Origin of the sequence: Frondihabitans sp. VKM Ac-2883, assembly GCF_015350875.1 — a bacterium.
Taxonomy (GTDB): Bacteria; Actinomycetota; Actinomycetes; order Actinomycetales; family Microbacteriaceae; genus Frondihabitans.
The window spans coordinates 441,539-455,743 of record NZ_JADKSF010000001.1; the positions used below are offsets into that span (position 1 = coordinate 441,539).

Annotated in this window: 8 protein-coding genes; 2 read left to right on the top strand and 6 right to left on the bottom strand. The window is 69.1% G+C overall.

All coding sequences use genetic code 11. The features are described from left to right. Positions 1 to 32: 32 nt before the first annotated feature. The 3 genes from ITJ49_RS02305 to ITJ49_RS02315 all read right to left on the bottom strand — a co-directional run bounded on the left by ITJ49_RS02305 (position 33) and on the right by ITJ49_RS02315 (position 2,998). Positions 33 to 1,307: an MFS transporter gene (locus ITJ49_RS02305; RefSeq protein ID WP_194600864.1), complete on the bottom strand. Its 1,275-nt coding sequence runs from the start codon at positions 1,305 to 1,307 to the stop codon at positions 33 to 35. Beyond that, on the bottom strand, positions 1,304 to 2,287 hold the full coding sequence (locus ITJ49_RS02310; RefSeq protein ID WP_055965430.1) for an aldo/keto reductase: 984 nt from the start codon (positions 2,285 to 2,287) through the stop codon (positions 1,304 to 1,306). The genes ITJ49_RS02305 and ITJ49_RS02310 overlap by 4 nt, the downstream gene beginning before the upstream one ends. A gap of 66 nt (positions 2,288 to 2,353) precedes the next feature. Further along, entirely contained in the window at positions 2,354 to 2,998 is a 645-nt protein-coding gene (locus ITJ49_RS02315) for an FMN-dependent NADH-azoreductase (protein ID WP_194600867.1), read from the bottom strand. 157 nt (positions 2,999 to 3,155) lie between these two features. On the opposite strand from ITJ49_RS02315, the gene ITJ49_RS02320 reads away from it, so the two are divergent. Together ITJ49_RS02320 and ITJ49_RS02325 are read left to right on the top strand one after the other, a co-directional pair. Beyond that, positions 3,156 to 7,979: a DEAD/DEAH box helicase gene (locus ITJ49_RS02320; RefSeq protein ID WP_194600870.1), complete on the top strand. Its 4,824-nt coding sequence runs from the start codon at positions 3,156 to 3,158 to the stop codon at positions 7,977 to 7,979. 192 nt (positions 7,980 to 8,171) lie between these two features. Continuing rightward, positions 8,172 to 8,948, top strand: a complete 777-nt coding sequence (locus ITJ49_RS02325) for an Fpg/Nei family DNA glycosylase (protein WP_194600873.1) — start codon at positions 8,172 to 8,174, stop codon at positions 8,946 to 8,948. 154 nt (positions 8,949 to 9,102) lie between these two features. Here ITJ49_RS02325 and ITJ49_RS02330 read toward each other — a convergent pair whose 3' ends face one another. From ITJ49_RS02330 to ITJ49_RS02340, 3 genes are all read right to left on the bottom strand, one after another. Further along, a complete protein-coding gene (locus ITJ49_RS02330; RefSeq protein ID WP_194600875.1) occupies positions 9,103 to 11,079 on the bottom strand; it encodes a glycosyl hydrolase in 1,977 nt (658 codons plus the stop codon). 119 nt (positions 11,080 to 11,198) lie between these two features. Further along, positions 11,199 to 11,930 (bottom strand): HlyD family secretion protein, encoded by a 732-nt coding sequence (locus ITJ49_RS02335; protein ID WP_194600879.1) that lies wholly within the window; start codon positions 11,928 to 11,930, stop codon positions 11,199 to 11,201. Continuing rightward, positions 11,927 to 13,876, bottom strand: coding sequence for a glycosyltransferase (locus ITJ49_RS02340; RefSeq protein WP_228513892.1), 1,950 nt, complete (start codon positions 13,874 to 13,876; stop codon positions 11,927 to 11,929). The genes ITJ49_RS02335 and ITJ49_RS02340 overlap by 4 nt, the downstream gene beginning before the upstream one ends. Between the last annotated feature and the right edge of the window lie 329 nt (positions 13,877 to 14,205).

The window sequence follows — 14,205 nt, forward strand, 5'->3', positions numbered from 1 at the left end:
GGATTCGGTGGTCGATTGTGAGGTCTCACAAGTCAGGATCCGCCTACCGGCAGCCCCTCGACCCGGCGCCGCCGGTGCCAGCGGGCGCCCGCGACAAGCGCCACCACGACCGGCAGCGGCGACAGGGCTGCAACGACCCCGAATCCCGCGTCGGGCGGCCCTGCTTCGTCGACGACCCCGCCTATGAATGATCCGAAGGCCATGGCCCCGACGACGAACGCCGACACCCACGCCAGTGCCTCGGTGAAGACCGTCGGAGACACCGCGTCGTGCACCACCCGATTGGTCGAGATGGTGAACGGCGTGATGGTGGCACCGGCGAACAGGCCGATGGGAAACAGCCAGTAGGGGTTCGGTGCAAGCGAGAGCGCACCCCAAAAGACCCCGAGCGCGAGCGACGAGACGACGAAGAGGCGGTAGGCCGGGATCCTGCCCGGAACCAGCCCCATCAAGAAGCCGCCGGTGACGCTGCCGATCGAGTAGGCGGTGAGCACCAACCCGGCGATCTGGGGTGCCCCGATGCTCGTCGTCCACGAGACGACCGTGACGTCGTTGACGCCGAAGATGACGCCGACGGCGGCGTTGGCGAGCAGAACGCCGACGAGACGGCGCGAACGCCAGGGGCGGAAGGCGTGCCGAGGGCCACTCGCAGGAGGCGGGATCACGGCCACGTCGGCACCGTGCAGTAACCAGATCGCGCCGGCTGTTCCGAACAGAGCTGACAACACGAGGCCGGCCGACGGGCTGATGGTGCCGGCGACGAGGGCGGCGAGAGCGGGGCCGAAGACCCAGACGAGCTCGTCGGCGATGGCCTCGAGCGAGAACGCGACCTGCAGGAGCGGGGTGGCGCCGAGCTGCCCCGACCAGCGCGCCCGCATGAAGGCGCCGACCGGCGCGATGGACCCGCCGACGCACACCACGACGACGCAGAGGAGCGCGGTGGGCGCCCGCCAGACGCCGAGGCAGATGAGGAGCGCCACCATCACGGGGTGCGCGACCGCGGCCACGATGAGTGCCCCGCGCTGACCGCGCCGATCGGCGATCCGCCCGAAGAACGGGCTGACGACGGCCATCGCCGCTATCGCGAGCCCGGACGCGAACCCCGCTGCGGCGAACGAACCGGAATACGCCTGCACGAAGAACAGCACGCTGTAGCCGACGATCGCCAGGGGCACACGCGCGACGACCCCGGCGGCGAACAGGGCACGGCGGTCGACGGGCCCGAGCAGTTCGCGGTAGCCGGCGAGACCCGACGAAGGATCCGGCCCACCGCCCGCCTCACCCGACTTGGAGGGCGCCTCGCTCACCAGCGGTGGTGCACGGCCGCCCGGAAGTACCGGTCGTAGAGCCGCTCGGCGCGATCGTGGAACTCTTCGCCGAGGTCGAAGACCTGACCGGCTTCGGCGTTGGAGCGCGCCTGCTCGACGTTGCGGGCCCCGGGAATCACGGTGGTGACGCCGGGCTGCTCGATGATCCACTTGAGGGCCGCCTGCGCGGTGGTGACGCCCTCGGGCACGAATTCGGCGAACGCGAGCGCGGCCTCGACGCCGGTCTCGAAGTCGACACCGGAGAAGGTCTCGCCCTGGTCGAACGCCTCGCCGTGCCGGTTGAACGAACGGTGGTCGTTCGGCGCGAATTGCGTCTCGGCGGTGTATTTACCGCTCAGCAGACCACTGGCGAGAGGCACTCGGGCGATGATGCCGACGCCGGATTCGACGGCAGCGGGCAGCACCTCGTCGAGCGGCTTGAGCCGGAACGCGTTCAGGATGATCTGCACCGTGGCGAGGTGCGGCCTCTCGATCGCCTTGAGCGCCTGCGCAGTCTCTTCGACGCTGACGCCGTAGGCCGCGATCATCTGCCGCTCGACCAGCTCGTCGAGGGCGTCGTAGACGGCGTCGCTGGAAAAGACGGGGGTCGGCGGGCAGTGCAGCTGGACGAGATCGAGGGTGTCCATGCCCAGGTTGCGGCGTGACCGGTCGACCCAGGCGATGAAGTTCGTGCGGTTGTAGTTCGCGGCCTCCTGAGCTTCGCGCCGCCCCATCTTGGTGGCGATGGTGAGCGGGGCGTCTTCGTTGCTGCGCCGCCACTTGGCGATCGTCTGCTCGCTGCGGCCGTCGCCGTAGACGTCGGCGGTGTCGAAGAAGGTCACGCCCGCCTCGCTCGACGCGTCGAGCACCGCGAACGCATCGCTCTCGGGCACGTCGCCCCAGTCGCCGCCGAGCTGCCAGGTGCCGAGGCCGACGACGCTGACGTCGCGGCCGGTTCGTCCGAGTGTGCGCTGTTCCATGTCGGTCACACTACGGGCCGCGACCGACATCGGGAACGCGGACCGCAGCATCCTGCGCGACCCGCCTCAGCCCAGCCGCTTGGCCGCGGCCACGGCCTGCTGGTGCCCCGCCGCCAGCTCGGAGTCCTGCTTCTCGACCTCGCCGCTCGGACCCCCGAACCGCTCGGTCAGCGTGCGCGTGGCGACGATCGTCTCCACCGTCATTCCGAGGGCCGCGCCGAGCACGATCGAGAGGGCCGGAATCGCATGGTCGTCGTATTCGCTCGGAGTGCCCGCGTCGTAGGCGCCACCCCGCGTCGACATGAGCACGACCGTCTTGCCCTTCATCGGCTGGGTCGGGTCGTCGCCGAACGGCGCCGTGACGGTCGGCACGTGGATGTGGTCGACCCACGCCTTGAGGGTCGAGGGCATCGAGTAGTTGTAGAGGGGCACGCCGATCACGACGACGTCGGCGGCGAGCAGCTCGGCGATGACCCCGGCCTGGAGCGACTCGGCCGCAGGATCGACGTGCGATCCCGCCGGGCGGAGCGCCTTCGGAAAGTGCAAGTCGGCGTCGGCCAGGTGCGGCAGCGGCTCGCGGTGCAGATCGCGGTGGACGACCACGTGATCTTCGCCGAGGGCGGTCCAGGCGTCGGCGAAGGTCGCCGTGAGGGCACGCGAGCGCGACGTGGTGAGGTCGGCGGACGAGTCGAGCTGCAGGAGAGTGGGCATGCGTTCACGGTAGCCCTCGGGCCGGCGGAGGTTTCGAGTGGGCGGGTGTTCTGAGGAGTGGGCGGGTGCTGCAGCGCCCGCCCACTCTCGACAGCACCCGCCGACTCCGAGAGTGATCGAGCCCGATGTCAGTGGGTGGGGGCAGGATGGCCTGACCATGACAGACGTCCTCGACCGCTTCTCGCCCGCCACCGCCACGTGGTTCCGCGGGGCGTTCGCACGTCCGACGCACGCCCAGGAGGGGGCGTGGGAGGCCATCTCGGGCGGGCAGAACGCACTCGTCATCGCGCCCACCGGCTCCGGCAAGACCCTCGCGAGCTTTCTCTGGTCGATCGACAAGCTGGCGTCGTCTCCGCCGCCCGAAGAGAAGCAGCACCGCACGAGGGTCCTCTACATCTCGCCCCTCAAGGCGCTCGGCGTCGATGTCGAGCGCAACCTCCGCTCTCCGCTGGTCGGCGTCACGCAGACTGCACGCCGCCTCGGCACCGAGGCCCCCGAGATCACAGTCGGCGTCCGGTCCGGCGACACCACGTCGTCCGATCGTCGGCTGCTCCAGCGCACACCCCCCGACATCCTCATCACGACGCCCGAGTCGCTCTACCTCATGCTCACGTCGGCCGCCCGCGAAAACCTCAAGGGCGTCGAGACGGTCATCATCGACGAGGTCCACGCGGTCGCCTCCACCAAGCGGGGCTCCCACCTCGCTGTCTCCCTCGAACGTCTCGACGCCCTGCTCGACAAACCGGCGCAACGGATCGGGCTCTCCGCGACAGTCCGCCCGCCCGAAGAGGTCGCGAGGTTCCTGGGTGGCTCGAGCCCGGTCACGATCGTGGCTCCCCCGTCCGAGAAGAAGTTCGACCTCCGGGTCGTCGTGCCGGTCGACGACATGACCGAGCTCGGCACGGCCACTCCGCTCGAGGGCTCCGCGGCCGGCGCGGCACCCCAGGGGTCGATCTGGCCCCACGTCGAAGAGGGCATCGTCGATCTCATCCTCGAGCACCGGTCGACGATCGTCTTCGCCAACTCCCGCCGCCTCGCCGAGCGCCTGACCGCCCGCCTCAACGACATCTACGTCGAGCGCACCTTCGGCCAGACAGCTGAGGCCGGCGAGCAGGCCGAGAGCGAGCTCGTCGAAGTCGGTTCGCACACGCAGACATCCCAGACGATCGAGGGCGCAGGATCCCGCCCGACCCCGTTCACACCCGCCCCCGCAGGCTCCTCTCCTACTCAGGCGCTGCCCGCCCAGGCTGTGCCCGCTCAAGCTGTGCCGGCCCAAGCTGTGCCCGCCCAAGCTGTGCCCGCCCAAATCATGGGCGGCTCCGGCCAGACGACGGGAGCCGAGCCCCTCCTCGCCCGGGCCCATCACGGCTCCGTCAGCAAAGACCAGCGCGCCCTGATCGAAGACGACCTCAAGAGCGGTCGTCTGCGATGCGTCGTCGCGACAAGCTCGCTCGAGCTCGGCATCGACATGGGCGCCGTCGACCTCGTGGTGCAGGTCGAGTCTCCGCCCTCGGTCGCGAGCGGGCTCCAGCGGGTCGGCCGCGCCGGCCACCAGGTCGGCGAGGTATCGCGCGGCGTGCTGTTCCCTAAGCACCGCGCCGACCTCATCCACTCGGCCGTCGCCGCCGAGCGCATGGTCTCCGGGCTGATCGAAGAGCTCCAGATGCCGGCGAACCCCCTCGACGTGCTAGCCCAGCAGACCGTGGCCGCGGTGGCCCTCGACGAGATCGACGCCGACGAGTGGTACGACACGGTCCGCCGTAGCGCGCCCTTCGCGAACCTGCCGCGGTCGGCGTACGACGCGACCCTCGACCTGCTGAGCGGCAAATACCCGTCCGACGAATTCGCCGAGCTGCGCCCCCGCATCGTCTGGGATCGCGTGCACGGCACGCTTTCCGGGCGCCCAGGCGCGCAGCGCCTCGCCGTCACGAGCGGCGGCACCATTCCCGACCGCGGCCTCTTCGGCGTCTTCATGGTCGGCGAGAAGGCCGCCCGCGTCGGCGAGCTCGACGAAGAGATGGTCTACGAATCCCGGGTCGGCGACGTCTTCGCGCTCGGTGCGACCAGCTGGCGCATCGAAGACATCACCCACGACCGGGTGCTCGTGTCTCCCGCCTACGGCCAGCCGGGCCGCGTCCCTTTCTGGAAGGGCGACGGAATCGGGCGTCCGGCCGAGCTCGGGCGGGCCATCGGCGCCTACACGCGTGAGCTCTCCAATTCGAGCCTCGCCGACGCGACCGCGCGCGTGGTCGCCGGCGGGCTCGACGAACGCGCCGCGAAGAACCTCCTCGCCTTCCTCACCGAACAGCGCGACGTCGCGGGGCACGTGCCGACCGATACGACGCTCGTGGTCGAGCGATTCCGCGACGAGCTGGGCGACTGGAGGCTCATTCTGCACTCTCCCTATGGCATGCGCGTGCACGCACCGTGGGCGCTGGCGGTAAGTGCACGAATTCGCGACCAGCTCGGCATCGACGGCTCGGCGATGGCGGCTGACGACGGCATCGTGGTGCGCATCCCCGACACCGACGCCGAGCCTCCCGGAGCCGACCTCTTCACGTTCGAACGCGACGACCTCGACGCCATCGTCACCGAGGAGGTCGGCGGCTCCGCCCTGTTCTCGTCGCGCTTCCGCGAGTGCGCCGCGCGAGCTCTCCTGCTCCCCCGCTACAACCCGGGTCGCCGCTCCCCGCTCTGGCAGCAGCGCCAGCGGGCGTCGCAGCTGCTCGACGTCGCCCGCAAATACCCGCAGTTTCCGATCGTGCTCGAGGCGGTCCGCGAGGTGCTGCAAGACGTCTACGACCTCCCGGCGCTGATGAGTCTCACCGATGCCCTCGCTCGGCGAGAAATCCGAGTCGTCGAGACCGAGACGCAGATGCCGTCTCCCTTCGCCCGGTCGCTGCTCTTCGGCTACGTCGCGGCGTTCCTCTACGAGGGCGACTCGCCCCTCGCCGAACGGCGAGCCGCAGCCCTGTCGCTCGACTCATCGCTGCTGGCCGAACTCCTCGGCCGGGCCGAACTCCGCGAGCTGCTCGACGCCGACGTCATCGACCAGCATGAGCGAGAACTGCAGAAACTCGTGCCCGAGCGGCGCGCCCGCGACATCGAGGGCGTCGTCGACCTGCTGCGGCTGCTGGGGCCCCTCGCGACCGACGAGATCGTGGAGCGGAGTTGGCTGGCCGAGGGAGCGGCCGCCGCACCCGACGCACTCGATGCGGCGCGACGCGAGCTCGACACGGCGTTGGGTGAGCTGGTGCGGTCGTCTCGGATCCTGCGCTTTACCCACGCGGGCGTGGAGCGCTGGGCAGGCATCGAAGACGCCAGCCGCCTGCGCGACGCTCTCGGCGTGAACCTGCCTATCGGCGTGCCCTCGGCATTCGTCGAACCCGTCGACGACCCGCTCGGCGACCTCGTCGGCCGATTCGCGCGGACGCACGCGCCGTTCGGGCCCGTCGAGGTGGCGCAGCGACTGGGGCTCGGCACGGCGGTGGTGCTCGAGACACTCCGACGCCTGGGCACTCAGCGTCGCGTGATGGAGGGCGAGTTCCGGCCCGACCGTCAGGGCAGCGAGTGGTGCGACGCCGAGGTGCTGCGACGCCTCCGCAGTCGTTCGCTGGCTGCGCTGCGCCACGAGGTCGAGCCGGTGTCGCACGACACGCTCGGCCGCTTCCTGCCCGCGTGGCAGCACGTCGCCACCGGCGTCAAAGGGTCGGGGCTGCGCGGCATCGACGGGGTCGTCCAGGTGATCGACCAGCTCAGCGGCGTCGCGCTTCCGGCCTCGTCGTGGGAGACACTCATTCTGCCGTCGCGGGTCACCGACTACTCGACCGGCATGCTCGATGAGCTGACGGCGACGGGCGAGGTCATCTGGTCGGGTGCCGGTTCGCTGGCGGGCAACGACGGCTGGGTCAGCCTGCACCTCGCCGACGGGGCCCAGGTCACGCTGGCGGAGCCCTCCGGCGACGAGACCACCGAGCTGCAACGCGAGATCCTCAGCGCACTGGCCGGGGGCGGCGCCTACTTCTTCCGACAGCTGAGCGACTCGGTGGGCGCGACCGCATCGTCACCCCTGCTCGACACCGACCTCGTCACCGCCATCTGGGATCTCGTCTGGCAGGGCCAGATCACCAACGACACCTTCGCGCCGCTGCGCACCCAGGTCAGCGGCAAGGCGCCGCGCACCCGGACCCCGACCACTCGCTCCCGCGCCTCCTATCGCGGACGGGTGCCGCGCTCGGCGATGCCCCGCCAGGCCGGGCCTCCGACCGTGGGCGGGCGCTGGTCGCTGCTGCCCCTCGCCGAACCCGACGCCACCGTCCGCGCCGCCGCTCAGGCCGAGATGCTGCTCGAACGACACGGAGTGGTCACTCGTGGCGCTGTGATGAACGAGGGAGTGCGCGGCGGCTTCTCGACGGTCTACAAAGTCCTCTCGACGTTCGAAGAGACCGGCCGGGCGCGTCGCGGGTACTTCGTCGAGGGCCTCGGTGCCGCGCAATTCGCCACCGGACCCACCGTCGACCGTCTTCGCGCGTTCGTTCGCGACGACGACCGTGAAGGCTCCGAGGCGCTCGCGTCCGCAGGTCGAGGCGACGCCGTTCCCGTCGTCACCCTGGCCGCGACCGACCCCGCCAACCCGTACGGCGCCGCGCTGCCGTGGCCGACCGCACCCGACGATGCGCCCGAGGGCGCGCCCCGGGGCCACCGCCCGGGCCGCAAAGCCGGTGCCCTCGTCGTTCTCGTCGACGGGCGGCTCGTCGTCTACGTCGAGCGGGGCGGCAAGACCGTGCTGACCTTCGGCGATCCGACCGAGCGCGATCTCGCTGTCGCCGCTGCGTCGCTGGCCGGTGTCGTGCGGGCGAGGCTCGGCAAGCTCGCGGTCGAGCGGGTCGACGGGGAGTTCGTGCTCGGCAGCCGGTTCGGCGACGCACTGCGGGAGGCCGGGTTCGCGCCGACCCCGAGCGGCGTGCGGTTGCGATCGTGATGGGCCCTGCGGTAGTGACGGGCTCTGCGGTCGTGACGGACCCCGCGGCCGTGATTGGCACTGCAATCCGACGCGGATCGGCCGATCCGACCCGGCGCGCCACGTCGTCATGGCCGAATCGCGTCGCTTCGCTCGCCGGCTCCTCGGCGCCCACCACCGGCACCGCGACCGCCACCGAAACCGGAGCCCACCATGCCTGAGGGCGACACCGTCTACCGCGCCGCAAAGAATCTCGATGCAGTACTCCGCGGGCAACGGCTCACGAAATCCGACTTCCGGGTGCCCGAGTTCGCCACGATCGACCTCGCCGGCGAGGTCGTCGACGATGTCATCAGCCGCGGCAAGCACCTGTTGCACCACATCGGCGACGTGACCTTGCACACTCACCTCAAGATGGAAGGATCCTGGCACGTGTACCGGCACGGCACCAAGTGGCGCCGCCCCGCGTACCAGGCCCGAGTCGTGCTCGAGACGGAGGAGTGGGTCGCTGTGGGCTTCGACCTCGGAATCGTCGAGCTCGTACCCCGCGACGACGACGACAGCGTCGTCGCCTACCTCGGCCCCGATCTGCTCGGCCCCGGCTGGAACGCCGAGATCGCCCTCGCCAACATCGAACGCGACCCCGCCCGCGAGATCGGACTCGCCCTGCTCGACCAACGCGTCCTCGCCGGCGTCGGCAACGTCTACCGCAACGAGCTCTGCTTCTTACGGGGCGTGCTTCCTACCCGGCCGGTGAGCGAGGTGCCGCAGCTGCCCAAGATGGTCGACCTCGCGCATCGGCTGATCCAGGCCAACAAAGACCGGGTGGAGCGCACCACGACCGGCACCCTCCGCGGCACGACCGACTGGGTCTACGGCAGAGCCGGCAAGCCGTGCCTCCGGTGCGGAACGAAGATCAAGCGGGGCGAGCTCGGCGAATCCGAGCTGGAGCTGCGCGAGACGTACTGGTGCCCCCACTGCCAGACCTGAAACCCCCCGCCTGACGCCGACCCGCACCAGCGAGGTGACGCGAATCGGCCGACGTCGCGCGCCGCGGCGCTGTGACATCGGCCGATTCGCGCGAGGTCAGGCCCGGCCCGAACGCCCGGCCCGAACGCGCAGGCCGCAAGCAAGCCCGCGCCAGCTACGCCCCGGCCTCCTGCGCCATGATGTACGCCAGCAGGTACGTGCGCGAGTTGCCGTTGTCGATTGCGGTCGACGGCAGCTTCTTCGCCGCCGCGAGTGCCGAGGCCGCCGCATCCTTACCGGCGAGCGACTCGTACATGAGCACGTAGTCGATCAGCGTTGCGTCTGCGCCCCCGGTCAGAGCTGCCGCGACCAGCTTCTTGATGTGCGAGGCGCCGCCGCCCGCCGACGACCCGAGGTACGTCGACACAGGGCTCATCGGGATCAGCTGGATGCCGATGATCGCGCTGGGCGCCGCCGAGAACCAGGTCGCGTAGTCGCGCTTGCCACCCCAGTTGAGCGACACGAGGTCATGCGAGAAACCGTCGAACTGCGGCTCGTCAAGCGACGGGTTGACGTAGTAAGCGAGCGCCGACGCGGTCTCGCCGCTGAGCAGCCAGTTCGCCTCGCCCTCGAGAGCTGAATCTCCTGAGGCTTTGGCCCACAGGGCGAGCCCCGTCCACGCGTTGACGGCTTCGGACGACGACTCCTGGTTGTTCCCGTCGGCGAAGGGCGAGTAGCCGGACGCCCAGCTGTGCGAGAAGTACGGGTCGTAGACGCGGGTGTCGGGAAAGTATTTGCCCGAGCCGTCGCCGGTGTTGGTGGCGATGTCGGCGGCGAGCAGGTTCATCACCGGTGCCCACTTGGCGGCGAGCGACGGCGTCGACTGGGCGACCACGCCGGCCGCGTAGAGAAAGTACCCGTAGTGGAAGTGGTGGTCGTTGTCTTCCTCCGAGCCGAACGAGTTCGCGAGCCCCACGATGGTCTTGAGCTTTGCGTCGTAGACGAAGCACTCCTGTGCGCGTGTCGTGCAGCCGCCGGGTTCCATCCACTTGTCGATCTGGGTGGTCAGGGCGGTCGTCAGCGTCTTCTCGGATGCGTCGTCGCCGAGCTGGCGAGCGAGCTGCAGCAGCATGGCGGCGCGGTAGAGCGATTTTCCGCCGTAGTAGGTGTCGGTGGCGAAGGTCGGCAGCAGCTTGACGTCGACCTCGAGCTGCGACTTCAGCGCGGCCTTGTTCGACGACGAGACCTTCGTCAGGTCGAGGCTCGACGTGGCCGTGATCGTCGGCGTGGTGAACGACAGGCCCGACGAGATGCACAGCGGCGTCGTGCCGTAGAGGCCGGCATACGAGGCGGACGTGCAGCCGGCGGAGGCGTCTGCGCCCTGGTGCGGCAGCGGCACGACGAGAGTGCTGCCGGGGGCTTTAGTCGTGCTCGCCGCGGTCCGGTAGGCAAGCTTCGTCTTCTGCCCCGCCGACGTCGACGCGTAGGTCGTCGTCACGCCGGTGAGCGGCGAGGCCGCGGCCTTCTGCAGGGCGGTGACATCGGTCGCGGAAGTCCCCTCGGGCACGGGGAACAGGGTCAGCGAGCCGCCCTTCTCCAGCGTGACCTGAGGGCCCGCGATGGTGGCATCACTCGTCGCCACCGACCACTTCTGGCCCGAGACCGTGAGCGTGCCGTCGGATCCTGAGGTGTCGATCGGCCCGTTCAGGGTCACCGAACCGGCACGCGCCGCGGTGTACGAGACGAGCGGCGAGCCTTCGGCGATGGTGACATGGCCGAGGATCCGACTGCCCGACAGATACTCGATCGTCACCGAGACGGAGTCGTACGCGCTGACGATCGCACTGTCGGCGCCGAGGTCGGCCGAGACCTGGGTGACGGCTTCACCGAAGACGGTGTTCTCGGTGCCCGTGACCACGGGCAGACCGGTGTTGAACCCGGTGGCGGTCTGCTGGAACGACAGCGGGTACGGGAAGACCGCCATCGGGGTGTCGCCGAAGACCAGGCCGGAGAACCACTTGTTCGTCGGCGGGGTGAGCCCCTCGGCGAGGCGCATCTTCGGCGTCGCCGCGATCGACCTCGTCACGAGCTTGTCGAGGAGCGGCCCGACGGTGTCGTCACCGAGCACCTTCTGCCCGGCGCCGAGCGGCACCGATGATTTCGACGGAGTGGGGTCGGCAGTGGGCCCCGCGGATGTGCACCCGGTCACCACGAGGGCGACGGCTGCGGTGAGGGCGAGGAGGGCGGTGGCACGAGTGCGGAACGCGATGGCTACAGGCCGATCTTCTGGACGAACGCGAGCATGGCGTCCTGCGCGCCGGCGAACATGCCGTCCTGACGCAGGGAGAGGGTGGCGGTGATCGGCGTGCCCGGGTTGACGAGGCCAGAGTAGGCGCCCTGCACGAGGTACTTGCTGGCCACCTCGATCTCGGTCTCGGCGTTACCCTCGGTCGTCTGCACGGAGACCTTCTTGACCGTCCCGTCGACCGTCGTCTGGTTCGGCAGCATGAGCTCGACGGTGGCGCCGTCCTGGATCCGCTCGTAGTCGCGCGGCGTCAGCGTGTAGTCGCCGAGAACATACAGGCTGTCGGCCCGGTCGATGGTGGCGAGGTCGGCGCCCGATTGCACGAAGCCGCCCTCTTTCGTGTCGATCTTCGAGACGATTCCGCTGACCGTCGCCAAGAAGGTCATGGTGCCGTCGGGGGTGACGGTGTAGCTCGTGCTCTTGTAGCTCAGCAGGTCGGACCGGACGTCTTGCAGCACCGAGAGGCTCTTGATCTGGAAGAGCTTGTCGCCCTTCGTGACCTTGTCACCGACCTCGACGAACTGTTTGACGATCGAGCCCGAGTAGTCGGTTCCGATCTCGTACTCCTCCGCCTGGATGCTGGCGCTCGTGGAGACGACCTGCGACTGGCGCTTGGTGAAGATGACGGTGAAGGCCGCCACGAGAACGATCACGACGAGGATTCCGGCGAGGAGCTTGAAACGGCTGGACCAGGTCATGACGCGACCCTTTCGTCGGCGGTGGCGCTGCGGCGACCGGTGCGGGTGGCGAGGATCTGCTCGCGGGGAAGGGTCTCTTCGATGGAGGCGGCGAGCAGCGCGACCTCTTCGGGTGTGCGCGGCGCCGGTCGGGAGATCTGGGTGCGCGTCGGGGTCGTCGTGATGTGCTTCGGCGTGGCCTGGTCGAGGTTCGCCGAGACGACGAGGTCGCCATTCGCGGCCAGCTTGTTCGCCTTGCGGATCTCTTTGGCCTCGCGGCTGGCGACGATGAGGAACGACAGCAGGATCCCGGTGTTCAGCAGGTTCCAGAAGGTCGCCAGAGTCCACACCCCGTTCTGCATGTCGCGGTAGATGGCGACGACGCTGGTGAGCGCCAGGAAGACGAAGAAGAGCACCTGAGGGATGATGAAGTTGAACGGCGACTTCTGCACGTTCTTACCACCCGTCACGTGCCAGCCGACGTCCTTGCCGGTCATGACGTTCCAGAACGCCTTGACGTAGATCGGGAACGACACCGTCGCCAGCATCAGCACCTCGTACCGGAACGATCCCAGCGTGTAGAACGCCAGCAGGATCTGCATCAGGTAGAAGCTGCAGTAGTAGAGGATCCACTGACCGAGCGAGATCGTCAGGTTCATTGGGCGAAGGTCGAAGAAGATCTCCATCGGCGGCACGAGCAGAAGCAGCAGCGGCGCGATTCCGGTGAGGTAGTTCGTCGCGGTGACCATGTACTGCAGGCGCTGGTCCATCGTCAGGGTGCGCTTCGGCGACAGCGGGTTGTGCTGGAACAGGATCTCGAATCCGCCGGAGGCCCAGCGCAGCTGCTGCTTCGAGTACGCCTCGATGGTCTCGGGGGCGTCGCCGACCGCGAGGGTCAGGGGGATGTAGATCGAACGCCAGCCGGCCTCGTGGAGGTGCAGCGAGGTCCAGACGTCTTCCGACTTGGAGTCGGTGACCATGCCGCCGATGTCGTCAATGGCGGCACGGCGGAAGATCACGTTGGTGCCGACGCAGAACGCCGCGTTGAAGCGGTTGCGGCCCGGCTGGATGAACTTGTAGAAGACGGCCTGCATGTAGCCGGCACCGCGGGAGACGAGCGAGGCGAGGTTGCCGTACGCCTGCGGCGTCTGCACGAACGCGACCTTCTCGTCGATGAAGAACGGCACGGTCTCGTGCAAGAACTCGGGCTTCGGCACGAAGTCGGCGTCGAAGATCGCGTAGTAGTCGCCCTTGGCGAGAGCGAGCGCGTGGTTGACGTTGCCGGCCTTCGCTCCGTGGTTGGTCAGGCGGCGCACGTAGCGGGCGTTGTGGCGGGCCGCGAGGTCGCGCACCTCATCGCTCTTGCCGTCGTCGAGGATCCAGGTGCGGTGCTCGCCCTGAAGTGCGATCGCCGCGGTCAGCGTCGCCTCGATCTTGGCGATCTCTTCGCCGTAGACCGTGATGAAGACGTCGATGATCTTCCGCTCGCCGTCGACCAGCATCGGCCAGAGGTGCGGCTGGTCGCGGATGCCGAGACGGTCGATCCCGACTTCGTCGTACAGGGTGTCCTGCGTGTTGTGGAAGTCGAAGTCGCGCGGGTCGGCGCCTCCCGAGAGGATCGTCCACATCGCCAGCAGTGCCTGGATCACGACGACGGCCTCCGCCACGATGACCATCGTGTACGGCAGCAGGTCGCCGCGGTTCGCCGGGTTGAGGAGGAACTGACCGTAGACCAGGATCCCCAGCGTCGAGACGAGCACGAGCAGCACCATCACCGGAGAGTGGGTCCGTCCCTCGGGCCGTCCGCCCGCGGTGATGTGCTCGGTGGTGTGGACCTTCCGGGCCTTCACGGGCTTGCGTTCCGCCCGCTCGGCCTCGAGGCGACGGCGCTCCGCGTCGAGACGCGATGCGTCGTTCTGGGCGCTGCGGCGGGCAGACCTACGGTCGCCGGGCATGGTTCGGGACATGCGGGGTGTTCTCCTGGTTCGGGTTCAGGGGAGGTGCCGCGTGTCGAAGGCGTCGTGCGGAAGCGGCCATCGAGACGAGACGATGTCGGCTACGGCGGCGACTGAGTGTGCGACGCGACGGGAATCGCGCCACGTGTGCTGGTGAAGCAGCGACCGGCTGGGTAGGCCGATCTTGTGGGTGTCAACAGACTAGGGGACGGTCCCCCTTTCGGAGGGCCCCCGTTCGGGGTGCAAAAAAGGATGGGGTATGCCCGGTTCCCGATTTTCCGGGCCTCTCACCCGCTCCGATCACCCGTCTCGGGCGGTTTTACGCGCGAGGACGACACCAT

Bases quoted from the DNA above. Each gene is read 5' to 3' on its own strand.
- ITJ49_RS02340 (WP_228513892.1), bottom strand. From the start codon at position 13,876: ATGTCCCGAACCATGCCCGGCGACCGTAGGTCTGCCCGCCGCAGCGCC.
- ITJ49_RS02310 (WP_055965430.1), bottom strand. From the start codon at position 2,287: ATGGAACAGCGCACACTCGGACGAACCGGCCGCGACGTCAGCGTCGTC.
- ITJ49_RS02325 (WP_194600873.1), top strand. From the start codon at position 8,172: ATGCCTGAGGGCGACACCGTCTACCGCGCCGCAAAGAATCTCGATGCA.
- ITJ49_RS02335 (WP_194600879.1), bottom strand. From the start codon at position 11,930: ATGACCTGGTCCAGCCGTTTCAAGCTCCTCGCCGGAATCCTCGTCGTG.
- ITJ49_RS02315 (WP_194600867.1), bottom strand. From the start codon at position 2,998: ATGCCCACTCTCCTGCAGCTCGACTCGTCCGCCGACCTCACCACGTCG.
- ITJ49_RS02320 (WP_194600870.1), top strand. From the start codon at position 3,156: ATGACAGACGTCCTCGACCGCTTCTCGCCCGCCACCGCCACGTGGTTC.